At 40.9% G+C, this 24,274-nt stretch carries 15 protein-coding genes; 6 read left to right on the forward strand and 9 right to left on the reverse strand.

The window, feature by feature from the left end:
- Positions 1-8: 8 nt before the first annotated feature.
- Positions 9-2,858 (forward strand): DUF3427 domain-containing protein, encoded by a 2,850-nt coding sequence (locus AC0L6H_RS05310; RefSeq protein WP_473393020.1) that lies wholly within the window; start codon positions 9-11, stop codon positions 2,856-2,858.
- A 54-nt stretch (positions 2,859-2,912) separates the two neighbouring features.
- Here the strand turns inward: AC0L6H_RS05310 and AC0L6H_RS05315 are convergent, their stop codons facing one another.
- Positions 2,913-4,028, reverse strand: a complete 1,116-nt coding sequence (locus AC0L6H_RS05315) for an AAA family ATPase (RefSeq protein ID WP_473393021.1) — start codon at positions 4,026-4,028, stop codon at positions 2,913-2,915.
- A 198-nt stretch (positions 4,029-4,226) separates the two neighbouring features.
- Here AC0L6H_RS05315 and AC0L6H_RS05320 point away from each other — a divergent pair, with 198 nt between their 5' ends.
- Positions 4,227-5,036 carry a hypothetical protein gene (locus tag AC0L6H_RS05320; protein WP_473393022.1) on the forward strand — a complete coding sequence of 270 codons (810 nt, stop codon included), beginning with the start codon at positions 4,227-4,229 and terminating at the stop codon, positions 5,034-5,036.
- 112 nt (positions 5,037-5,148) lie between these two features.
- Here the strand turns inward: AC0L6H_RS05320 and aspA are convergent, their stop codons facing one another.
- The 4 genes from aspA to AC0L6H_RS05340 form a co-directional block, all read right to left on the reverse strand.
- A complete protein-coding gene (aspA, locus tag AC0L6H_RS05325) occupies positions 5,149-6,585 on the reverse strand; it encodes an aspartate ammonia-lyase (protein WP_473394467.1) in 1,437 nt (478 codons plus the stop codon).
- A 197-nt stretch (positions 6,586-6,782) separates the two neighbouring features.
- Complete coding sequence (locus AC0L6H_RS05330; protein ID WP_473393023.1) at positions 6,783-7,001, reverse strand: cyclic nucleotide-binding domain-containing protein; 219 nt, start codon at positions 6,999-7,001, stop codon at positions 6,783-6,785.
- 78 nt (positions 7,002-7,079) lie between these two features.
- The gene (locus AC0L6H_RS05335; RefSeq protein WP_473393024.1) at positions 7,080-9,011 is read right to left on the reverse strand and encodes a M48 family metallopeptidase; all 1,932 of its coding nucleotides are present in this window, start codon (positions 9,009-9,011) and stop codon (positions 7,080-7,082) included.
- Positions 9,012-9,108: 97 nt separating this feature from the next.
- Positions 9,109-9,705: a LemA family protein gene (locus tag AC0L6H_RS05340; RefSeq protein WP_473393026.1), complete on the reverse strand. Its 597-nt coding sequence runs from the start codon at positions 9,703-9,705 to the stop codon at positions 9,109-9,111.
- Positions 9,706-10,021: 316 nt separating this feature from the next.
- Here AC0L6H_RS05340 and AC0L6H_RS05345 point away from each other — a divergent pair, with 316 nt between their 5' ends.
- The 4 genes from AC0L6H_RS05345 (at position 10,022) to AC0L6H_RS05360 (ending at position 16,310) form a co-directional block, all read left to right on the forward strand.
- Positions 10,022-11,752 (forward strand): DUF4153 domain-containing protein, encoded by a 1,731-nt coding sequence (locus tag AC0L6H_RS05345; protein WP_473393027.1) that lies wholly within the window; start codon positions 10,022-10,024, stop codon positions 11,750-11,752.
- Positions 11,753-11,877: 125 nt separating this feature from the next.
- The gene (locus AC0L6H_RS05350) at positions 11,878-12,564 is read left to right on the forward strand and encodes a response regulator transcription factor (RefSeq protein WP_473393028.1); all 687 of its coding nucleotides are present in this window, start codon (positions 11,878-11,880) and stop codon (positions 12,562-12,564) included.
- Positions 12,557-13,921, forward strand: coding sequence for a sensor histidine kinase (locus AC0L6H_RS05355; RefSeq protein ID WP_473393029.1), 1,365 nt, complete (start codon positions 12,557-12,559; stop codon positions 13,919-13,921). The genes AC0L6H_RS05350 and AC0L6H_RS05355 overlap by 8 nt, the downstream gene beginning before the upstream one ends.
- A gap of 157 nt (positions 13,922-14,078) precedes the next feature.
- The gene (locus tag AC0L6H_RS05360; protein WP_473393030.1) at positions 14,079-16,310 is read left to right on the forward strand and encodes a tetratricopeptide repeat protein; all 2,232 of its coding nucleotides are present in this window, start codon (positions 14,079-14,081) and stop codon (positions 16,308-16,310) included.
- Positions 16,311-16,354: 44 nt separating this feature from the next.
- Here AC0L6H_RS05360 and AC0L6H_RS05365 read toward each other — a convergent pair whose 3' ends face one another.
- The 4 genes from AC0L6H_RS05365 to AC0L6H_RS05380 all read right to left on the reverse strand — a co-directional run bounded on the left by AC0L6H_RS05365 (position 16,355) and on the right by AC0L6H_RS05380 (position 24,273).
- Positions 16,355-17,107, reverse strand: a complete 753-nt coding sequence (locus tag AC0L6H_RS05365) for a sulfite exporter TauE/SafE family protein (RefSeq protein WP_473393031.1) — start codon at positions 17,105-17,107, stop codon at positions 16,355-16,357.
- Positions 17,108-17,178: 71 nt separating this feature from the next.
- The gene (locus tag AC0L6H_RS05370; protein WP_473393032.1) at positions 17,179-18,690 is read right to left on the reverse strand and encodes a peptidoglycan-binding domain-containing protein; all 1,512 of its coding nucleotides are present in this window, start codon (positions 18,688-18,690) and stop codon (positions 17,179-17,181) included.
- 34 nt (positions 18,691-18,724) lie between these two features.
- Positions 18,725-19,078 carry a hypothetical protein gene (locus tag AC0L6H_RS05375; protein ID WP_473393033.1) on the reverse strand — a complete coding sequence of 118 codons (354 nt, stop codon included), beginning with the start codon at positions 19,076-19,078 and terminating at the stop codon, positions 18,725-18,727.
- 548 nt (positions 19,079-19,626) lie between these two features.
- The gene (locus AC0L6H_RS05380; protein ID WP_473393035.1) at positions 19,627-24,273 is read right to left on the reverse strand and encodes a DEAD/DEAH box helicase; all 4,647 of its coding nucleotides are present in this window, start codon (positions 24,271-24,273) and stop codon (positions 19,627-19,629) included.
- Between the last annotated feature and the right edge of the window lies 1 nt (position 24,274).

Consider the following 24,274-nt stretch of genomic DNA (forward strand, 5'->3'; position numbering starts at 1 on the left):
AATTAAGAATGTCAAATAAGAATGCCAACCAAGTTCAAGAGTTAAGCCGAGCATACCAATATGCTGAGTCTAGCTCCACAAAGCAGGTGATCGATAAGTTTGTTACCAACAATCCGCTGGCTAAAAAGCGCGTACTTACGGAAGTTAAACAAGCATTAAGCACAGCAGTTCAATTTGATTCTGCAGTCGCTTTTATTACCAAGTCGGGCGTGATCTCTTTGTTTCAGGCTTTATCAGACTTTGTTGAGAAAGGCGGTAATGCTCGAATTGTAGCTTCTGACTATTTACATTTTACCCAACCCGCAGCCTTAGAAATGCTAATGAAAATGCAGGGTGTGAATGTACGCTTGTTACAAGGTGCGCAATACCACGGCAAATTATATCTATTCAATGGAGCGGCAAATGCGCAAGTCCTTGTGGGTAGCTCGAATATTACCCAAGCCGCGCTTTCAAAAAATGACGAAATTAATTTTCTGTTCTCTGATGGCGTTGAGCGTGTTAACCAAGCACGCGAGCAATTTGAACGAATATGGACTAATGCTACACCGCTAAACAAAGGGGTGTTACACGCTTATACTGTTAAATACGAAAGCCTCAAAAAGAAAGTAATTGAACGCGTTGTTCAACTTCCCTCATTCACGCCAAATGATTTACAAAAGGCTGCCCTTAAAAATTTGCGCTGGTCTCGCGATGTTGGTAAAAATAGAGGGCTTGTTGTCTCTGCCACCGGAACGGGAAAGACAGTGTTGTCTGCGTTTGATGTGCGACAATCCAAGGCTAAGTCGGCTTTGTTTTTAGTGCATCGCTCGACCATTGCCAAGAAGTCGATGGAAACGTATCAAACAATTTTGAAAGGGCAATACTCTTTTGGCTTAGTTGGCGCAAATTCAGATGATTGGGATGCAGATTTTTTGTTTGGCACAGTGCAAACGATTGCCCGTGAGGAAAACCTTGCTCGCCTCGACTCACGCCGTTTTGACTATATCGTTATTGATGAAACACATCGAGCGTCAGCGGCGTCTTATCAAAAAGTAGTAGCGCATTTTAAGCCTAAATTTCTACTCGGTATGACAGCAACCCCTGAGCGTACTGATAGCCAGAATATTTTTAAAATCTTTGACAATAACATTGTGTGCGACATACGACTGCAAGACGCACTAGCCACAGATATATTGTGCCCATTTCATTACTTTGGAATTGCGGATCTAACAAACGACAATAACGATACCTTAAGTTTCCGCGACTTAACGCAAACTAGGCGGTTCGAACATATTTACAATAACTCTTGTAAGTTCGGTACCGATGAATCACCGATAAAAGCACTGTGCTTTTTATCGAGAGTGGATGAAGCACAAGCGTTTGCTTTGTTTCTTGTTAAAAATGGCGAACGCGCAATTGCGCTATCTGGTAATTCGTCTGAAACACAGAAACAAGCGGCGATTTCTCAATTAGAAGAAGGTTTGTTGAGTTACATTGTTACCGTAGATATTTTTAATGAGGGTGTGGATATTCCGAGTGTGAATCAAATCATCATGGCTAGACCTACGCAGTCTGCCATTGTATTTGTGCAACAACTGGGTCGAGGGCTGCGAAAAGCAGACAACAAAGAATACTTAACGGTCATCGATATTGTGGGGAATTATGATAATAATTTCCTTATACCCATTGCTTTGTATGGTGATCGTAGCAGAAACAAGGACACTCTGAGACGTTTGCTTCGCAGTGAGGAAGCACTACTCCCCGGCGAGAGTACAATTTCATTTGATAGGATAGCGAAAGAGAGAATTTTTAAAGCGATACAAACTGCGCCCAAAATTGGCATTCGAGAACTAAAAACCGAATATAGCCTAGTTAAAGCAAAAACGGGCACATTTCCTACACTAATGTCGATTCGACAACACGCCGACTTGTCGCCATTATTGTTTTGCCGTCAGACAAATATAAAGTCTTTGTACGAGTTTGCTTGCAAGTACGATAAACAATACGCTGAAGCAGAACTCGGAAAAACACGCTTCCCCCTACTTGGCTTACTGATAAATGAGGCGCTTGACGGTATCCACGGTTTTGAGCCATTAGCGTTACAGTTTCTTCTATCTAATGGTCAAATCGATTATGAGCTACTAAAGAAAACATCTCTTGCAAAGTGGGGCTTTGATATATCACCAAATAGATTTAAAGCTATTTTCAATGTTCTAAATTTAAGCTACGGTCAACCTAAAGGTTACGAGGAGTTTGATGTTGTCCAAAGCTCGGCTGATGGCACCGTTCACTCAGCGGGAAAACATCTCAAAGCGATGAATTCTGAGCAAAAACAACTACTACAAGATGCGATCGATAACGCCTTGGCTGAGTTTGAAACGCGAAGAGAGATAGGGCGCTACGTTGATGGTTTTATCGTGGGATCCAAATATACCTACAAAGAGACCTTTCGAATTTTGGGTTGGGACAAAAACCCTAATCCGCAAAATGTAGGCGGTTATTTTTACAGTCGTAAAACCAATGATTTAGCGATTTTTGTTAATTACGATAAAAGTGAGGATATTTCGGAAACAACGCAATACCAGGACTATTTTGTTAGCCCTACACGCTTTCATTGGACGACGAAAAATCAGCGTTCTTTAAATAGCCCTGAGGTACTTGCATTGCTGGAGCAGGATAAAACTAATCTGAGAGTGCCATTATTTATCCGAAAGGAAGCACGGTCAGAAGGTTCTGCGCGATACTACATAGGTGAGTTACGTGTTATTAAAGGTAGTGAAAAAACTGTCATGGTTGGCGGCAAAAAAGCAGTTAGTATGGAATTAGAGCTCGGGCAAGCGATTCCTGATAAGTTGTACAATCATTTGGTGTCGGTTTGAGCTAATGCATCTTTTTGATCTGTTTCGGCCCACCCTTTCTTGATCATATTTTTTCTACTGAATCAGCACATGCTTAACCCAGAGACCTAATATTAACTCATAAAAACGGTACGAGCCCTCCCCAGTTTTCACTATCTCCTCAGCGTCTTCTAGCGCATTTAGGGCTTTTAGCAGAGTCTGTTTGTTTATGCGTAATTCTTTTAAAATCTGATTACTATAGATATTTGAGCCTTCAGACAATCCTACAGCCATAACTGCGTTTCTTTGCCTTGCCGGTAGATTCATATAGAAATGTCGATACTCATCGTCATAATCATCTATTACCGCTCTTAAAACCCTATCCACATCATCTGCACTTACAGACTCCAACTGGTCAGCATACAACCTGGCGCATATCTGAAGAATAAGTCTTGTTTGCCCATGGCATATGTCAAAAAGATGCATAAACGCCTCTTTTGGCATTTTGTCATTTAATCGAGAGCTGCAATACTTGAAGAAAGCATCTCGCTCAATACCTTTCACATTCAATGGTGTTGTCATGCCATACCAAGGTGCTGATTTATCATTGAGCAGCTTGCGCAGCATGTTCTTTTTTGAGCCCGAGAAAATAAAGCACACATGTTCATTGTTCTGGGATATTTCTCTGAGCACAGCGTCTATTTTTACGCTATTTATTTTGGTTACTTGCTGAAATTCATCAATGGCAATGACGGCATGCGAAAAACCCTGTTTTTGACACACAGCGGTTATGGCACTGAATGTTTCATCAATCACTTCTTTAAAGGTTCGCTCTTCTATCTGAGGTTTAAAGCTCAAGCTCTCTCCGCTTCTTGAAGGGGAAATTGACACGTTAAGGCGGCTAAATAGTTTAGGTATAGCCTTTATTTTTTCTTCTAAGGAAAATGGTAGCGCATCTATAACCGCGTTATAAATGGCAATGGCCACATCAAATTGGTCAACTGCTCGGTAAATATCCACATACACAGGTAGCACTGTGTCAGGAAATTCATCAAATGCTTTTTTAATCAAACTCGATTTACCGTATCTGCGCTCACCGAACATCACTAGATTGTTTTTATTGAGCACGATCTCGTTAAACTTTTTTAGTTCTTCTTGTCTGCCACAGAAGGCATCGGCTTTTGCCAATTTATCAAAATTAAACGGGTTCATTAGGTAACCATTGCTTTATTACTATGCAGTAATCATACATTAAAAATTGCACAAGGCATACCTAAAAGTAATAAGTGTTTGGTTACCTGTTGCCACTTGCATTTGTCTGAAATTTGTACTAAACATAACGGGCAGCACCTAAAGCTAATTTTACTATTGGTCTATTTATTTCGTGTTTAATCTAAGAGGGAATTAAAATTGAACGGCAACCAAGAAGAAATAAATGATCTTCCAGTAGAACCTCAAGTTCCTATAGAAATTAAAGATTATTCAGTGGGTTGCACAACCCACAATGGCCTTAAAATTGAGCACATATTCGGGAAGTCAGAAATTCTCATTGTTTTCTTATGCGATAATAAGCGAGTCCACTGGGAGTTTGATGGCGACGATGATGATGGTATATTTTCAAATGCGACGGCTGAATATGAGGCATTGCGGTCATCCTTGCCTATGGAACTACTGGAATCTAGTAAAAACAGTCTGATCAATCATTTGGCATCATCACTTTATGTGGCTATTAACACTGGGGATGTTGAGCAATCGTTCGGTGCAGTAAAAAAACGTATTGCAGCGCTTCTTACACCAAATCAAGCAAAACTAAGGCTAATCTTATATTGCTTACTTAGCGCATGTGTTTTGGGTATTGGGCTGTTAGCACTTTTTAATTTTATCGATTGGTATCATAAAGTTGTGTTTGCCGCTGCCGGTGGCGGGCTAATTGGTGCTGTTTTTTCGTTAATGCAACGAAATAGGGAAGTTAAGATACCGCAGGATAATGGTGATTTTTATATTTTCCTGCAAGCCTTTTTTGTGTGTGTCTTAGGTGGCATTGCAGGCGGTATGATTTACATAATAGCCAATTCAACCGTGATAAATATGATATCTAATACCAATATTTATGACTTACTTTTGTTTTCTATATTTGCAGGCTTCTCTGAAAGAATGGTGCCTGATTTATTTAACGGGATCTCCAACTTAAAAAGTACTAAATCGTCATCCGATACATAATTAGCTTTTGTGAATGCGCGTTCTTCGGTTTCGTCTCGTAACGCGAACAAGCCAAATACCCGACACCGATTTACTCAGATCCATTTAAGAAATCAGCACCAAAACAAAAAAACTAGCCCACCATGTTTTCAGGCGCTAGAGCATCATCTAGTTCTGCTTTTGTCATTAAGTCTTTGTTGAGCACTAAATCATAAACACTACTATTTGTTTCTAGCGCTTCTTTTGCCAGCGCCGTACATACTTCGTAACCTAAGTATGGGTTTAACGCGGTCACAATCCCTATAGAATTTTTAACGTAGGCTTGGCACACATCTTCATTTACGCTTAAACCTTTAATACAGCGAGAACCTAGTGTTTCAATCCCGCTTTTTAATATTTCAATGGATTCAAATAGGCTCTCAACCATGACCGGCTCCATCACGTTCAGCTCTAATTGCCCAGCTTCTGCACCTAAGGTGACCGTGAGATCGTTGCCAATCACTTTGTAGGCTATCTGATTGACTACTTCGGGTATCACCGGATTCACTTTGCCTGGCATAATTGAGGAACCAGGTTGCATTGGCGGTAAATTAATTTCGTTTAGCCCTGCTCGGGGACCTGAAGATAGCAAGCGTAAATCATTACAAATTTTAGAAAGTTTGATGGCTAACTGCTTAAGCGCTGAAGAATACATCACCAATGAACCGGTATCATGGGTCGCTTCAATCAAATCATCTGCTAGCACAATACTGTTGCCTGTGACTCTGTTTAAGTGCTGAATGACTCTTTCTCGATATTTCGCATCTGCATTTAAGCCAGTACCTATCGCCGTTCCGCCCATGTTGACGGTTAAAAAAGGAATTGAGCAAATCTGTAAGCGCTCTACTTCGTTGCGTAAGCTGCTTGAAAATGCTTTAAAGCTTTGCCCTACGGTCATTGGTACTGCATCTTGTAACTGGGTTCGGCCCATCTTTAACACGTCGGCAAATGCGAGTGCTTTGTCGTCAATAAGTGCAATTAATACTTTAACTGACTCGCTAAGCTCTTTATTGGCGTCAAGCAGGGCAACTTTAATCGCGGTAGGGTAGGCATCATTAGTCGACTGCGAGCAATTTACATGGTTGTTAGGATGGCAATATTGATACTCTCCACGCTCGTGCCCCATTATTTCAATGGCTCTGTTGGCGATAACTTCGTTTGCATTCATGTTTGTTGAAGTGCCCGCTCCGCCTTGTATCATATCCACAATAAAGTGATTGTGTAGCATGCCTAGCGCGATTTCATCGCAAGCTTGGGCAATGCTCTTTGCGACTTCTTCTGGAATATTACCTAGTTCAGCATTCGCCAGTGCCGCTGCCTTTTTCACTTTGGCAAAGCCCACAATAAAGTAAGGGTAAAAGTTTAGTGTGATACCGCTAATGTTGAAATTTTCAAGGGCACGCAAGGTTTGAATGCCATAGTAGGCGGTTTGAGGGACGTTTTTGTACCCAAGTAAGTCTTTTTCTTTGCGTTCACCGCTGGGGCGATACAACTTAGCCACATTTTCATACTTTCGACTACTATGCTCCATACGTCTAATCACAATTTGTGACACTTTCGATGAGATTTTTAAAGCTAAGTCGCCTCTTGTCTCAAGTAAAGATAATAAGTCGTCACGCGAAATTTTATATAAGTGCGAATCGCTGTGCGCTTTGGCGCAGTAGCCCTGTGCATTCTCGGGCGTGACTATAATCATCTCCCCTAAAAACTCATAACGCGAAAAGACGGTCAGGCTTTTATCAACCCCCTTTTTCTCTCGAGCAACTGAACGCTGCCTTTTGCAATCACATATAAGGCATCCATTGGGGTGTTTTCATGAAATAAATAATCCCCAGCTTGCAAGGATAATTCTTCAGCTAATTCAGCAAAAAGTTTAATGTCATGCTCTTTAATGCCATCAAATAGCTCAACCCGTGACAGACATTTAACGATTGTGCTTTGCTCCATTATTCACTCCTCGTGATGAAATTAAAAAGACCTACTGTTTTTATGTGTAAACAACTAACTGATCACTGCTTGACTAGCTCAAACCCTAAGCGGCATAGGACACCCTAAACAATCCGCTATCGCCCGAATTGTCTCATGCTCTTGAGCGCTATAATGCTGGTCCTGGGTCACCGCGTAAATACAAAGTTGTAAGACTTTTTCTTTCGGCCCTGGAGCTAACTTACTTAAAAATTGCATGGCAACTGAAAAATCTTCAATGCTTACCTGATCTGCTGGGATCAGGCTGAGGCTAGTTAAGTCAAGAATTTCATTCGCTTTGCTGACAATACCTGCGTGTTGTTGTTCTTCGCAAAACTCATATATCAGTGCACTAATAATCACTTCAATGTGCTGTTGAACGGCCCCGGTGCTCTTATATTTCACTTGGTCGTGGTCGGCATTCGTAAATTCAGTATGCAAGTACTGAGCAACTATATTGGTAATGGCCCATTCAAAAATACTGAGCTTATTGTCACTAAATACTAAAAATCGCATTTGTTCGAGCATGCTTTCATAACGGCTCTCGGGCATTTCTCGTAGTTGTGGCAAGGCCATTTCAACTAGGGGGAGGCGGTGCTGAACTGCTAACTTACAAACGCTTGAATAGGCTTGCTCGGTTAAATCAAATAAGTTTTCAGGTAAATAGCTTTGTAAATAACGCCATTGCTTTGCGTGGCTGTCATCTTCGTTGGCGGGTGTTTCAGTTAGTAGCAGGGCATAAATGAAGGCTTGGGCCCCTTGTGTGCTATGTACTAAACGTTTTATATTGTTTGGAATGGCGGCTAGGTAGTCTTTAGCCATTTTAATTTGTAAACCGCTTACTTGACCAACGCCCGCTATTAAATCTTGTGTGGAGCTGTTGCTAGTATTGTGTGAGTCGCTTGTTGAATCTGCAAAAGCACTTACGCTACTTTTGTTAGGGTCTTGCTCGGCCAATAGTGGTGGTTTATTGCTAACCTTCACTTTATCAAATTTGCCTTGCCAAGAAGGGTCTATCTGCTTGATGCGTTTTGCAAGCGGCGGATGCGTTGAAAACAAACTATTAATTTTATTACTCAGCGCATTAGAAAAAAACGCATGGCTTATGCTCTGTGCTTCAGGCGTTTCTAACACAGACCCAGGTCGATAGCCGCCAATCTTTTTAAGGGCATTGGATATGCCTTGATTATCCCGCGTAAACTGCACTGCGCTGGCATCGGCCAAATACTCGCGTTGGCGTGACACCGACGCTTTAATCGCGTTTCCAAAAAACATGCCGCCGTAGCCAATCACAATCAAGCCTAAGCCTAAAAACACTAACTGATTGCCATTTTTGGAGCGGCGGCTAGAGCCCGACACTCGCATTATGTAATATCCTAATAAACCAAGCAGCATAATGCCGTGCAAAATACCCATTAAGCGCATATTAATGCGCATGTCACCGTTTACGATATGGCTAAATTCATGGGCAATTACGCCTTGTAATTCTTCGCGGTTAAAGCAATCTAGGGCGCCTTGTGTAACGCCAATGACGGCATCGTCGGTTGAAAATCCGGCAGCAAATGCGTTAATTGCGGCTTCATCTTTCAATACAAACACCAAAGGCACGGGCGTACCAGATGCAATCGCCATTTCTTCAACCACATTAAGTAACACGCGGTGCTGCAAATTGTCAGTCCCTTGACGAATAAGTGTACCGCCAAGTGCTTCAGCCACCACTCTGCCGCCTTGGCGCAAACTCATTAATTTATAAATACTACCAAGGCTCACAAAAACAATAACGCCTAAGCCTATCAATAAGAATGTAGACCAATTGAACTGCTGCTTTATGTAGTCCCAAGTAAGGGGCTGGTCTTCTAGACCTAAATACCCCAAAAGGCCCATTACCAGTATGTTTGTTAATACAACAAGACTAAGCACAGCCATCACAAACAGCAGTATAAGGCGCTTTGTTTGCGAGCGGGCTTTAGCTTGTGATTGGAAAAAGTTCATCTATTTAAACTCCTTTAAATATGCATCGTTTAAACTAAGGTGATGAATGCGCAATTGTTGCGCTTTTTCACACTAAGCAATGCGACAAACTTGATCCTTAAAAAGATACCTTGGGCGCGTCTTGTATAGCTGCGCTGTCGGCAAACTCTAGTAAACTTGCATCTTCAGCGTGACCAAAAGGATTGGCAAAAATGGTTTGCGGAAAACTCTGTTTATAGGTGTTATAGGCATACACTTGGTCGTTATAAGCCTGGCGAGCAAAACTGACTTTATTTTCTGTCGAGGTGAGCTCTTCAGAGACCTGCATCATGTTTTGGTTGGCTTTTAAATCAGGATAGGCCTCCATCACTACATTGAGCTTGCCCATGGCAGAGCCCAGCATGGCTTCAGCGCCTATTAATTCTTGCATTGCATTGGCATTGCCTGGTGAACTCGCTGCTTTAGAAAGGCCCTGCGATGCTTGGTTGCGCGCAGCAATGACGTTTTCTAAGGTTTCTTTCTCGTGGCTCATGTAGGCTTTTGCCGTTTCGACCAAATTGGGAATAAGGTCGTAGCGGCGTTTTAATTGTACTTCTATTTGTGCAAACCCATTTTTAAGCTGATTTTTAAGGGCCACTAACTTGTTATAAATTGACACTATGTAAAGGGCAAACAGCACGCAAAGTGCGATAATTACTATGCTGGTAATATCCATATTCGATTCCTCAATAATTCATCATTAAGTATGCAGAATATCTGCTTCTTTGCATGCATACAATGCTTGCTTGAGTAATGCCAATTTTAACATGTTCTAGTTAAGCCCTTTTGGACTTCGTCTTTATTAACGGCTAATTACTATGAAAAGTGCTACTTCGAGCGCTATAAAGCGTCGCGTCTTATTTGCGTAGGCAAATATCTCCCAAAACATCCTTTAGTATTATGTACATAGTGGGGTATATTGGGAAGAATCTTGTCTTCGCAAGAAGGACGGGGCTTAAGTAAACTGCATTACTCTTATGAAAGGAATCGTCATGCAAACAGCAAATAATATTCTAGAGACGCCTTGGGTCACCGCTACGCTAGCCCTTGCGCAAGCAGTTGTTTTATATTTTTTATATATTACGGTTGAAGAAAGCAGGGACTTTGCTCAATACCCAGAGTACTTAAATGCTATAGCTGGCTTTGCCATTGCTTTTCCGCTTATTTTACTTTTTGTTCGAAGAAACGCCAAGCCTAGTCATACTTTGTATATTGCTGCAGGGGTCGCCCTGGTCATCGCCTTGTGTGGCTTTTATGCAGGCCTTCAATCTAAGCCTATTGATAAGTTGTCAACGTGGAGCATTAGCGCTGTATTCATCCTCGCGAGTCTTATTATTGCTTTTAAAGCGGTTATTTATGGGCAGCTTTTTGTTGCAAAAAAGGCATATACCTTTGCTCATTTGTATCAGCATTCTTGGCGTACCTTTATCGTTGGTGCTGAAGCTTGGATTTTTACCTGGCTGTTGTTTGGTATTTTATATTTGGGCGCATCCTTGTTTAATATTATTGGAATAACCCTTTTTGACGAACTCTTAGACGAGTCCTATATAACCATTCCAATCTTTACGCTAAGCTTTTCGTTCGCCATAAACTACTTTCAATCTAGTGAAAAAGTGGCCGACACCATCGCAATGGTTTTGCAAAGTCTGATTAAGTTTGCTCTACCGCTTGTTTCACTCATCATTATTGGCTTTGTGCTGAGTATGATATTTACGGGTATTGGTACTTTATGGGACGATGGACCGGGTTCGGTGCTCATTCTTTGGCTACAAGCCTTAGCCTTGTTTTTTGTCAATACCGTTTACATGGGCACACAAAAAGACACGCCCTATAAGCCATGGTTGCACAACTTAATACTCGTCAGCATAGCGTTTTTGCCCATTTATTCTTTACTTGCTAGTTATGGCTTGTGGTTACGCATTGACCAATACGGCTTAACACCTTCGCGCGGCTTTGGCATGTTGGTTAACCTACTCATTAGCGCATTTAGTTTTAGTTATCTTGTCGCGATTGTAAAAGCCCGTAGCAATTGGTTTTTAATTAAGAATAAAATTAACGTGATATTAGGCATTGCGGTGGTGATTGTTTGCATATTGCTTAATACCCCGTTGTTGAGTATGCAAGTATGGTCTACACATAGCCAAATGGCCCGCCTTGATATGTCTGAGCCTGTATCAGATGACGATATGCGGTTTTTTAAAAACAATTTGGGAGCCTCGGGTTACAACGCGCTCATGGATATTAGAGATAGCATGCTTGCGCTAGACATAAGTTACGACAAGCGATTAGAAGGCATTTTTATAAACTATAGTTATTCGAGAAATTTCGACAAAACAGAAGAAGACATTGAATATAAGAAATCATACAAAACGCTACCCGCAAATATAGATATCCCTATTGAGATAGTGGAAGCTACGTTTAATGAGCGCTATGAAGGCCAAGATGTTGTTTTCATTCAAGTTGACCTTAACGATGATAACACCAACGACTATATTGCCTTGCTTGATTTACCCTATGGTGCTAACGAGTTTATATGGACCTTTGAAAACGATAAATGGCAAAAACACAACGCAACACTTTTAACCGCAAAAGATAGTCTTGATATTGAACGGTTCTTTGTTGACCCATCAACACTCTTAATTGAGGTGCAAGAACCACAATTTAAACAACTAAAGATTGGCGATGCCGTTCTATATGTACCGCCTCGAAGAAATGAAAACTAGCTGTTGACTGTTTTTATGTAAGCTAATTAGGTCACTAGCGAAGCTCTAAATGTCAAGTATACTTAACAGTAAGTTTTGCGCTCGTACTGGGCCTATTAATAAAAAGTCAAAACGAAAGGAATGGAATGCAAAAAACAAAAGTCCTCATCGTTGAAGATGATGCCGAAATTTCACGTTTAACAGCTATGTATTTGGATGCAGAAGGCTTTGATACAAAAATTATTGTAGATGGTGCATTAGCTTTACCAGCAATTGAAGAGTATCAGCCCGACGTTATTGTTTTAGATTTGCTACTGCCACATGTTTCTGGAGTTGAAATTTGCAAACAGGCGCGAACCTTTTATGACGGGCCTATTTTAGTGTTAACGGCTTGTGACGATGATGTCAGCGAAATTAGTTTGCTTAAATTAGGGGCTGATGATTTTCTGACTAAACCGTTAAAACCGCATATATTAGTGGCCCGAATTGATGCACTTTTCCGCCGGGTACAAGCGTTAAAAAGCAAGCAAATGCTAACTGAACGCAGCCGCTTAAATATTGATGTTTGCAGTCAAAAAGTGACTTTAGATGGTGTTACCTTAAACCTCAGCCATGCTGAGTTTGAAATGCTCGTTTTGTTGAAAAACAATATGGGCGAACCCGTCTCAAGAGATGATTGTTGCCATGCATTGCGAGGTATTGATTATGACTTTAACAACCGCTCAATTGATATGCGCATTAGTGGCCTTCGTAAAAAAATGAAAGACGATAAAACACCGCACGAATTTATAGTCACGGTAAGAAACAAAGGGTATATGTTAATCAATGGCTAAACTGTCCTCGCTTTCACTCTTTACCCGGCTCTATCTCACTATTGCCATCGCCATGGTGTTTAGTGGCTCATTATCTGTTTATTTTATTGAAAAGATACATGTACAAGGGGCTATTGATGAATATGTCATGTTTACTGACAATATTTATGCTGACCTAATAAAAGAGAAAAAGTTTGTGCCTACTGCACCCTTAGAGGAGTTAACTGACGAAGTTCACAAAGTTGACGGCTATCTAATATCTTGGAAGGTAATCTTTGAAGAAGGGCCGCCCTGCGATGTATGCGAATGGGTTGCTAATTCAGGTGATGTAGAAGTTTATCGAAACGACCTAAATCAGTGGTTTGCGGTATATAAATTAGCAAATGTTGAAGCTTGGTTTGTGATTTTCGAGACAAACGTATTTAATTTTGCAGAGCTCGAAAAGGCTAAGGAAGAAGGTTTATTAAGCAATATCTCTTTTCACGAGTTTGAAGATCTATCTCAATTATTGATTGTTTTTGTGACTATCGCTATTGCCATTTACTTTCCGGTAAGGGTAATTAAAAATCAGATAGAGAGCTTAATTAAAGTACAACACCAATTTGGTGCTGGCGACATGAGTGCAAGAGCAAGCAACGAGTTTTCAAAGCCCATTGACGAATTGGCAAATAGTTTTAATTCGATGGCAAATTCAATCACCGATACGGTCAACGAAAACCAAGTGTTCGCTCAGGCAATTCCTCATGAGGCTCGCACGCCATTGAGTCGGATTCAGCTTGCGGTGGGCCTATTGAGTCAAAATAATGATAATTCGCAGCAACTTGAGCTACTTGATAATATCAATACTTATATTGGTGACATCAATATGCTGATTAACCAAACTGTTACTTTTTCGAAGTTAAATTCAACAAATCCTGACGCTGTATTGTCTTCCCATCGCAACATTAACTTTAGCACTTTTATTGAATCAAGAGTGAAAGCGACCGAATGTGATCGCAAGCTGGACCTTGTGTTGGAGCTCGATTCTTCATTAATGCTTAATACTGATCCTGTGTATTTGCGTTTACTGGTTGATAATCTACTCAACAACGCTGCTATCCATGGCAAAAGTCAAATAACAGTGGCGCTAAAGTCAGCCAAGGGCCAGATAATATTCTCTGTTAGTGATGACGGAAATGGCATCCCTAACGAACATATCGATAAAATCCTCATCCCATTTTATCGCGTAGATGCAAGCCGAAGCCGCCACACCGGTGGCTTAGGACTTGGCTTGGCAATTTGTAATGCAGCATGCAAAAGAATGGGCGGGCAATTGACAGTCGAAAACAATAAAACGGCGGGGGCGACGTTTACCTTTCAGTTGCCAGAAGACCAGTAGTCGACGCTAAAAATCAAATAGATTATAAATATGTGTATGCCAAAAATGCTCACAATCGCTTAGATGACAGCAACAGTACATTGAACGCAATGCTAACAGCACTTGATTTTTGTTTAGTTTTAAACCATATTTACTAAACTAATCAAGGAGCTAAGAAATGTTTCAGCACATAGACATGGTGGTCGGTGGTTTTAGCTTAGCGGCGTTCGCGATTGCTGCGATTTTAGCTTTAACAAAGCACGCGATAAATAGAGAAAAACAATTAATAGAAAGCGCTAATGACGACCATAAAGCGCGTTTGGTTGAACACGCTCTAAATAAATACCACGTTTCGTCCGACACCCTCACGCGTCAACAAAAATACGATTTAATTATTGCTGGCATGGAAAGCAAGTCACGCTTTTGGAATAAGTTGTTTCTATTTGTTTGCGCTATTACCGTTATTGCCGCAATTAGCACCGTATTAATTGTTCTAAATAACAAAACTGATGATCCAGCCACCATAGATTTTGTTAATCAGCCCCAATTTGTTGAAGCCCAGCAAGCTTATTTTTATGAAAACGACAATGACAAAGCCTACCAAAAGTACTTGGAGGCGGCATCGAAAGATAACCCTTTGGCCATGGCAGCGCTCGCTAAACTGAGTTTTCGCGGCTGGGGTACAGAACAAAGCATCAAGGCGGCGACATTTTGGGCAACAAAGGCCTTTGAAGAATTAGAAGCAGACGCATTTAAAAATAATGGTTGGGCTAGGTATTCATTGGCCTATTTATATAATAGCGGTGTCGGCACCGAGATTGATAAGAAAAAAGCGATTGAGCTTTATACCGAGGCCAGTAACTATGGAGTGGGCATTGCTAGCAATAATCTAGGTAGAATATTTCAAGATGATCCTGACAAACAAGACCTTAAACGAGCAGAGGCGCTTTTTTTACTAGCGTATAAACAAACCGATGGAAAGTTGGACTCAAGCCTAACAAATTTAGGCAACTTTTATTACTTTGAAAGCAATGGGCACCCAGATTTGCAAAAAGCTGAAAGATATTACAAAGAATTAGCAGCAAAGGGTTCATCATACGGAATGTATCGAGTGGGAGTTATCAATTTGCATGATAAAGAGAAACCCGACTACGCCACAGCTTTTGAATATTTAACTAAAGCGCTAAACCAAGATTATGAATTAGCTAACGCTCAACTTGCCTTACTGCATCTGCGTGATGATTTTAAACAACGTGACCCGTCAAAAGCAATTGAGTATCTTCAAACGTCACGAGAAAACGGGAATATGTTCGCTTCTTATCGTTTAGCGTTGTTGTATAGGACGGAACAAGCTGAACTCGATAAAAGGGGCATTCCAATTCAGTCTTCGTTTGAGGAAGCACTTAATCTGTATGAAGAAGCCGCCGAAGAGGGGCAAAGCTGGGCCGCTCAAGATTTGGGCAATGCATATCGAAGGGGGCAATTAGGCCTTCCATTGGATTTAAAAAAAGCACAAGAATATTTTCATAAAGCATGGGAGTTAGGTAACGAATCGGCGCCATACTACATTGGTAACTACCATGAGTTTTATGCAAATAGTTTAGGCTACCAAGAAGCAATTAAATGGTACAAAACATCGATTGAAGAGGGCGATGATGATGTAAATTTAGATCTTCTGAGAGTGTACAAAAAAGACAAAAGCATTGAAGATAATCTGGCTAAAATGCAGGACTTTGTAGCGCAAAGTCCCCTAGCGCAAAGCAAGGATAAGTCTAAACAGGCATTGTATAAACGTATGCAAGCCTTTGTTCACGCAAATAATGGCTCTGACCCTGAAGAACATGAAAAAGCTGAGGCTTATTTGCTCGAAGCCATAGAATTAGGTGACCGAGATGCACATTACGAACTCGCTTTGTTGTATGACCATGAAGACTGGAATCCTGAAGGTGTAAATGAGAAAGCGTTTGCACATTTTAAAAAAGCATCGGAATTTAGTTCATGCGCAGAAAACTACCTAGGGATTTATTACGAACAAGCAAAAGTTGGCAATAAAGTCGATTATGAAAATGCACTTAGCTACTTTAAACTCGCTGCTGACAGCGGTAATGAATATGCCATGTATAACTATGGTCGCTTGCTTGCGAAAGGACTAGGGCAAAATGAAGACATTAGCCTTGCCACAACATACTTAACACAAGCTCACGAAAGAGGAGCTACTGGTGCTAGCTTCCTTTTATTTCAAATATATAATGACCAAAGTAATCCTGATTATAGCAAAGAAAAGGCGAAAGCTTACTTACTAGATGCTGCACAAAAATCGCATCCAAAAGAAAAGATTGATGACGCGTTTATGAGTTTGTATGCAGAAAAAGAGCCGCAATACGCTGCGCTGTCGTGTTCGTCAGGCTAGCCTTGAATGAGGGCTAATTAGTGGTGGTGACTATATAGCAATAACTATACAAGCATGAAACATGCGGCGACACCTGTCATGCCAATCACTAACCACCTATATTGTTTTTCAGGTATGCGCTTAACCAACTTTATACCCGCATAAGCGCCTAACGCTATGAGCGGTAAACTCACAAGGTTCAAATAGAAAGAATCGAGCGTGATGGTTTCCCAGCTCCATACATGAAACGGTACCTTGAACACATTGATTATAAGAAAAAACCACGCAGCGGTGCCAATGTACTCGTTTTTAGGTAAACGCATACTGAGCAGGTATAGGGCCATTACTGAGCCCGCAAGGTTCCCGATCATCGTCGTGATCCCTCCCAAGGTCCCCATCAAAATGGCAAACCACAAAAAATCTGGGACCTTTTCTTTATTGGCCGATTCCATCCATATCATGATCCCCAGGCTAACAAATATGATGATTGCCATAATTTGCGTGAATAAGGTGTCGTCAATTGCATTGCCAATAAAGGTCGCTATAAATACGCCTACCATTGCAGACGGTAACAGCTTAATCAAAAAACGCCAATTGGCATGGCGGTGATAATATTTAACCGCAAACAAATCGGCCATTATCAGCATGGGTAAGACAAGGCCTGAAGAGATTTTGCCACCAAATATCAGGGCCATTATAGGCACGGTGAGCATTCCCACACCGTGCACACCAGTCTTTGCCATGCCAATTAAAAATGCGGCAAACAACAATAAAGTAAGTTCTTGATAACTAAGGCTATAGGTAAATAAATCGAGCATTAAAAGCTACTGGATAGTTGATTGTGCTCAAGCATAACAATTTTCCCTTCGGGAATGAAACAAAGTATCTGTTAAGTTTGAGCTGCAAAAGATTCTTGTATAAATCGATAGTCTGAAGAACGAGTAAACTTATACAATCTAGCGAGAATAAATGGCAAGCCAATTAATGAAGTAGAGGCGAGCGCTAGGGCCTCTTTTATAATCTGCATAAGGATTAAGGCGATTGCCATAGTTTTATATACTTGCTGCCAAATGGCGTTAAAAGCATTTAGAAAGAATGATACTTCTTGTGGGTCGGCCGATTCGGCAATAAATACTTTAAAGTCGAAATCAATGTCACGATAAATAGCGTATTGCGAAGTAGAGCCCGCAAATAGCTTGTTGGTAAATACGGATATTCCATCACCAAGGATTTTCACTGTGCGGCGATAAAAACTCACCGCAGGTAGGGAAAGTTTTTTAATTGCGATAGCTAAGGCTTCAATCTTTTCGCTTATCCATGCGGTGGCCTTTTGTAGCTGCTTATAAACCCATCGAAACGCACGCTTTAATCCATCAAATAACCATGCTCCCCATTGCTTCTCACTTACTTTCGCTGAGAGTTGTTGTGCATAATCTTCGTTTTCTGATATTTCCGCAATTGCATTGGCGACTTTTTCAGACTCCACTGCGCTTGTATCGTTTAAACTGGTTTTCGCAAAGTACTGCAGGCAAACTGCATCTAAATCAGTCGCTTGTTCTAAAGTTTCATCTACTAAGCCTTCTATTTCGCAGAGCTTTTGGGCAGCTTGAGAGACCTTGTCGGTGGCCGAGGTTTTAAAGACATTCTCCTCAACCTCCATATTAGGATTAATATTTTCAAAGCCGTGCAACCAAAGTTCAATGATGAGTATTTTCTTTAGCAGTTTATGTTTGAATGCAAAGTGAGAGTCTTTTATTTTCTGGTAATTATTGTGCATCAAGGGCGTGAGCTTATCTAAATCATAGAGATAGCTTAATACTGTGAACTCATCAGCTTGTTCTGGCAGCACGCCAAGGTAGTGTAAAAAAGATTCCCACAGCGCCAAACCAGAAACACGATTGACTCCATAGGCTCGTACTTTGGGCTTTCTATCATCAACAATGCCTAGTACGCGCAACCTCAACTCAATGCTTTTGTTGAGGGCTGGGCGGCGGTTTATCGATAACCAATCGTTTAGGTCGTTTGCATCGTCGAAGGTATAAAGTTGTTGTAATGCCGTCCAAGTTTGTAAGCCCAGCCAACCATCGTTGATGATATTGGCGTCATGCTGAAACTGTTTTAAGGCCGCCGTTAATTTAGGCCCGTCGTAAACAAAACGCTGGGTTCTTCGGTTTCGGCGAAGTCGCGAGCTTGGCCTAGACTTTGATAAATAACCAAGTTGGTATAAGCGCTCCCAAACGTACTTATAAAGATCTTTGTCTTTGCTCAGCTCTTTAAAGTTTGCTTTGCTGGTGGGGACAGATACTATTTTACCCGAACGTTCCACTTTACCCAGAATGGCCTCAAAGCCTTCCAGTTGATCAAATCCTGTAGGCATATCTGCAAGTTCACTGACTTCCATCGCCTTACCATCTCCTCAGGCAATATGGGTTTGGCTAAGAGCTTAACTTTCCCAGCGCTAGACCAATGACTTTTGAGCGAAACTCAGACCCGTTTTTAACCGCGCTTGCATGGGTTTCAATTAAGGCGGTGGTTACGCCTTCTTCTGCAATGAAATTGATGGAATCGCCGTCAATTTTAACGTGGGTTGCTAGCGCAAGTTTGAGTTTACCTTTGACGGATTGGTCTTCACTGCGGGCTGTTGCTAACATCGAGTCCCATTTTAAGCTTTTATTGTCTTCGCTCACAATGACCTCTAGTTCACCCGTGTAGGTCTCTACCGACAATGAGGCTAAATCGCCAACCGCTTCGCTAAGTGAATTAGATATTTCTTTCCAACCTTTTGGCATTTTTCGTCCTTAATTTTTTAGGAGGGCTTAATTTAACTTACTCCATATTGTGTAAAAATCAAGCGTAAATTTTATTGCTTTACTGACGGGTTTATAGCGACAACGTGATGCTTTGGGCTGGAGTCGTGCGGGACAAACTGTGGATTTTTTAGTGTTTTGATTGGCGCTACTGTTAGTACTACCAAAAACAGCAACAATTCAATCAATGCATAGGAAGTCAATATGAGAGTATTTAATCGTTTTTACCTAAATGACAATCAAAACCCTGAAACCTTTACATGCAAGACTTGCCAAGTGTTTCAGTTCTCACTAGTTAATAAGTGCCGATACTGTGGCTAGTAATAATTAAAGTAAGCTGAGATCCCCCAAAAGCCCCTGCGTCATCTCAGCCCCCCTGCGTCATCTCAGCGAAGGCTGAGATCTCCCAAAAGCATCCTTTATTTATGGTATGAAAAAGGTAGTATCAAGGAGATTTCTGCCTCCGCAGAAATGACGATACACTTAGGCGACAAGCACCTTTAAAAACACCAAGGACGGGCAGTGCTTGTTTACTTCCGCCAACTTTTCGGTAAGGGTTCAAAAAAGGCATCGGTGGCTTTTTTCAATTGCAAAAATACGGAAGACTCTCGGTTCCAGCAATCGCGTTTCATTAAGCTTTTAACGGTTACTACAGAGTCGCTATCGCCCGACATACATTGTTTATAAACTTCAGTGGCTTGTAAGTTGTTTGCTTGCAAAGCGCGGTTGGTCAACACTTTGAGTACTAAAAACGCATAAATGCTGATGATTTTAGTACTATGCTGGCTATCATCCTCCCCATGAAAAAGTATCTTATTACCGTCGCTAGCACTTACTCTATCTCTGAATTCTTGCACGTCAGGTGTATTAAGCGTGTTTTTTGCGGTATCAAGGCTTTCGCTGTACTTTGACCAAAGTTCGCGAACCTCCCGTTTAGGATCAAATTCATCGCTCATATTCATGAGTAAATTGCGTTTTAATGTTTCAAAAGAGTCTACAAAATAATTTCTGAGATCTGACCAATAGGTCTCTACGTTGTTAATTTTTTCTTGTGGTTTGGGAAACATATAGAAAAAATCATCATGCCCGTTGCGGCTGTTTTTCCCAGCAAAATGCAAGCGCGACCATTTGGCCTCTAATGCGGTAGCGATTGGGAGGTTTTCTTCGCTTGCGCCAAATCGCATGCGCCGCTCGAATTCGCCGGCGTTAAACGACAGTTTTCCAATAGCTGAATACACACCACCATTTTCAGCATCATCAACGCGACCCTCAAAATAGTTGATTAAATTATTGGCTTTATAAATTAATTGGCTATGGGTGTTCGAATGAGGCACAAACTCTTTAACCGTCGCCATTTTCTTTTTACAGGCCTCTTTCTTTGATTCCTGCATATGTTTGAAAAACTGATCGTTGATTTTACTGCTAACAATATTGATATCTGACAATGATTTTTCACTCAACCAATAGTGACACACCAAAATAGCGCGATAAAAAACCGATTTTTTCAGTTTTAAAAGACGTGCTTTGTCGTCAGAAAAACCAAATCCAGGGTCTTTAAAGCCATTCTCCATTGTTAGCAGTGACTTCAGTTTCTCGAAGGTCTCGCTAGGAATCACTTTTTGCAGATATTTACTGTCGTCTTCATCGCCTATTGAAAAGCCGATTGCGGCAATAAAATGATCTGTTAACTGACTTATTTGTTCGTCATTAATTCTGTCACTAGTATTAGCATTGTGTTGATTGTTTTCTACTAGGCTTGTGTGAATAACGATGCGTATTTGCTTTTCGAGTTCTTCATAATTGGCGTCTACCAGCTCTTTGGCACCCTGAAAGTCGAGTACATCATTTGTAGTTGTGCCCGAAAACAACTTTATTTCGCTAAACAGCGGTTTCATTTTTATGCACACTTCGTTGGGATACACCAACGCAGGTAACATAAATGTTAGCGGGATAGATTTAATATGCTGAGTTAAGGCACTGTTAAGTCTAACAAAAAATTCAATACACTTAGCTGTGTTGTAGTTTGTGCCGGTTGCCAACAAGCTTTGCCCTGCTTTTGTGATCTTGTAACTCGAGCCGGTGGACGTCGTTTCTATTTCGACCAAGTTGAGTCCAAAAATACGCTCATCTTGACCTTGATTACGTAAATGCTCTTGAGTTCTCACTTGTGTTGTTTTTGTACCTAGCACTGAGGTGCCCACTCGCATTAACGCCGCTCTGTAGTTTGCACTGGAAAACTGCTCTTCAGTATCCCTTATCGTATTGAAACTATTAGGTTTATAGTCAGTATTGGCATAAAGAGTATAGCTAAGCGAACGGTCTATCGCCGCGCTTAATTCAACTTTACCTTCTTCAAAGTTACTTGCAAACCAGATTGCGTCTAAAAAGCTGTGTAGGTTTCTATTAAAGGCTTCTTCGTCAAATAGTTGAGCGGTATAATTAAATTGGTCTTCTTGTTCCAAATCCAAGATGTCGTCAACAACGTTTTCTCTTAAAACATCAGACAACAAGTCTCTCTGTTTATATTTCGTGCTTTGTTTATTTTTGCTGCTTTTTTTGTTTTGCATTGCTGGGAAATCAAACACTCTAGATTTTCCATTTTGTAATTCTGCCGCTATTCGCAAACGCGGTGGTAGTTGCCCTGCTAAACCAACGTAGCTACTCTCAGGAATGTCACAATACATACCATACAAAAATGATTTAAAATCGCCATGAAGATGCATTTTGTTGCTGTTTTTTTCCTTAGCAAAACAGTCTTTCGCACTTAAGCATAGGTATACTTCAGCAGCGGGCTGTTTCTTTTGTTTAGCATCCAGTAATCTGCCGCATCTGCCAGCAATATTATGAAATTCGTTTGCAGTTAACACTTCATAGCTTGTTTCAAAGCGACTTGAGCTTCGCGGAAACTTATAATCCATTAACACAAATAAATCAGTTGATAAATTCAAGCCATAAGCTAGCGATTCAGATGAGATACAAATTATAGATTGGCCAGCCGCTTTTAGTTGCTGCGCAAGGTCATTGTCAGAAAAGATATCGAGTACTAGGTTCTTAATCGCTGAAGGTGTTTCGGAATTATGGAAAAACACCCCTTTCGCCATACATTCCTCAAGCACTTGGCGTTTGGATTGCGAAACATCGGTTTCTTTCAGTATATTCTTGAATTGATGCTTATAGCTAATGAGTTTTTCTGTACCTAGTTCACCGTCAGTGTCGGCTCGGCTATCGAGGGTTAAGCCTAAATTCCAACCATTCTCAATACTACTTGTACAAATCAGTAAAGACGCTGGGCTACTCTGGTTTTTACCCACATAACTTTTCACAATTTGGTTTAAATAGGCATTAAACCTTATGCCATCGGCGCTGTTGTTATGAAACGTATTGGCCAAGTTCTCAATGTTGCTAATAACTTCGCTTGTGAAGTTTTCAATTGATTGCTTTCGCTGTACGTCACTGCTCATATTCGCAAGTTCAATACGGTTAGCTTTAAATTTATCTTCTGTTATTGGTGTGTTATCCATTAACAGTAAATAGTGATCTGCGTTTACTGGGCGTATATTAGAGTGCAACACAAAAGGGCTATATTTTTGTTGTCTGTATTTAAATACGTTGGCAAAGTTTGTCGATTCGGTCGTCACAATAATGAGTGTTAAAGGAGATGAGTCAGGATCGTCCAAGCGACTTTGTGCTTCATATCTTAATTTACTGATAAATAGCTCTAGCGCGACCCGGGTTTTATGAAAAATTATATGAATTTCATCAATGATAACGACCCGCAAAGAGGCAAGGTAGCTCGGCTCTGTGAGAGCAAAAATGTTCGCTTTTTCGGTAATTACACTCGAAACGGCATAGTCATCTAAGTTTTCTCGTATCCTAGGGTCGTTATTGTTTTGGTCTCCGGTTGATACAATGACCGGGTCTTTTTCTGATTGCCCAGTAAAGGTTTGTAATAGCTTGCCATATGCCTTGTTCATTGCATTGCCTTGTTGTTCAACAAGTGCTTTTAATGGCCCGATGTAAAGTCCTTTGCCACTGTTTGCATCGTTTAATAACCTTTGCAGCATGATGGCAGTGGCGATTTCGGTTTTCCCTGATCCGGTGGGTCCTGAAATCACAATATGTTTGTATAGGGAGTCCTTTTTACTTGGGTGCAAAATCTCAGAATATTCATCTTCTATTAGCAGTTTATCGACCAAAGAATCTTTGCCGCGTCGCAAGGTGCGCTTTTGTTGTTCTTGTAAAAAGTCGTTTCTGGCAGCTTCCCAAATTTTAGGGGGAATATCTGCATTTTTCACCGTTAAGGGGACAATTTTTTCATACAAGGTTTTAAAGCTATCGTTATTGTCCCCATCTTCGTCTTCATCAAATCCGATCAAGCCCATATTGGTAAACGAAGTTTGTCGTTTCAAATTGGCATCAGAACCAAAAATGTCATAAGGAAGCTTATATATTGCAAAACCTTGTGTCACTTCATCACTGTTAGTCGCTTTGATTGCGTTACTGTTTGTTTTCAATTTAGCGATCACACGTTTTATTTGCAATGGTGTAAGATGGTTGGATTCACTTTCGCTAGTTACAAAATGTAGACTTTTTGTTTTGTCTTCTATTTCAACTTCTGCTTGAATTGCTGCTTCATATTGGGCTTCACTACTTGTTGAATTGCTGACCATTTTTGCTAAATAACGCGTTATTGCATCGGCATCTTGGCTACACATAAATATGGGGACATTCAAGTGTGCTGCATAAATGACTTTTTTCAACAGCATATCAAGTTCGTGCCCTTTCTCTGCAGTAACTAGAGGCTCACCTGAGACCGTTCCCGTAAAAAATGCCAATAGGCTATCATCCAAATCTTGTGTGGCATTTAGGTTTGCACTTTGCGCTATGTTGGCGCATAAGCCACTGCTTTTGCCATCTGGTGAAATTGCTACCCCCTTAGAGAAGGTAAAACATAGGATGCGGTCGTTTTGTTCATAATGAGTATAGAGCGAATGAAAGGGCTTAAGTACGTCCATTTCAAAGTGAGGAATGAGCTGCTCGTTTTCTGCTGAAACGCTAATATAACTGGTGGTTTTTTTACTAGCTGCCTTCATTGAGGTCACTGTGCAATGGCCCACGGGGACGTTTTGTGTTTGAGTTCCTACAATGGGAAACGCAATTTTGAATTTTGAGGGCATC

Source organism: Glaciecola sp. G7-5, assembly GCF_055808975.1.

Excerpts from the sequence above, each read along its gene's own strand:
- AC0L6H_RS05310 (WP_473393020.1), top strand. The coding sequence starts at position 9 with ATGTCAAATAAGAATGCCAACCAAGTTCAAGAGTTAAGCCGAGCATAC.
- AC0L6H_RS05315 (WP_473393021.1), bottom strand. The coding sequence starts at position 4,028 with ATGAACCCGTTTAATTTTGATAAATTGGCAAAAGCCGATGCCTTCTGT.
- aspA (WP_473394467.1), bottom strand. The coding sequence starts at position 6,585 with ATGGAGCATAGTAGTCGAAAGTATGAAAATGTGGCTAAGTTGTATCGC.
- AC0L6H_RS05330 (WP_473393023.1), bottom strand. The coding sequence starts at position 7,001 with ATGGAGCAAAGCACAATCGTTAAATGTCTGTCACGGGTTGAGCTATTT.
- AC0L6H_RS05335 (WP_473393024.1), bottom strand. The coding sequence starts at position 9,011 with ATGAACTTTTTCCAATCACAAGCTAAAGCCCGCTCGCAAACAAAGCGC.
- AC0L6H_RS05340 (WP_473393026.1), bottom strand. The coding sequence starts at position 9,705 with ATGGATATTACCAGCATAGTAATTATCGCACTTTGCGTGCTGTTTGCC.
- AC0L6H_RS05345 (WP_473393027.1), top strand. The coding sequence starts at position 10,022 with ATGCAAACAGCAAATAATATTCTAGAGACGCCTTGGGTCACCGCTACG.
- AC0L6H_RS05350 (WP_473393028.1), top strand. The coding sequence starts at position 11,878 with ATGCAAAAAACAAAAGTCCTCATCGTTGAAGATGATGCCGAAATTTCA.
- AC0L6H_RS05355 (WP_473393029.1), top strand. The coding sequence starts at position 12,557 with ATGGCTAAACTGTCCTCGCTTTCACTCTTTACCCGGCTCTATCTCACT.
- AC0L6H_RS05360 (WP_473393030.1), top strand. The coding sequence starts at position 14,079 with ATGTTTCAGCACATAGACATGGTGGTCGGTGGTTTTAGCTTAGCGGCG.
- AC0L6H_RS05365 (WP_473393031.1), bottom strand. The coding sequence starts at position 17,107 with ATGCTCGATTTATTTACCTATAGCCTTAGTTATCAAGAACTTACTTTA.
- AC0L6H_RS05370 (WP_473393032.1), bottom strand. The coding sequence starts at position 18,690 with ATGGAAGTCAGTGAACTTGCAGATATGCCTACAGGATTTGATCAACTG.
- AC0L6H_RS05375 (WP_473393033.1), bottom strand. The coding sequence starts at position 19,078 with ATGCCAAAAGGTTGGAAAGAAATATCTAATTCACTTAGCGAAGCGGTT.
- AC0L6H_RS05380 (WP_473393035.1), bottom strand. The coding sequence starts at position 24,273 with ATGCCCTCAAAATTCAAAATTGCGTTTCCCATTGTAGGAACTCAAACA.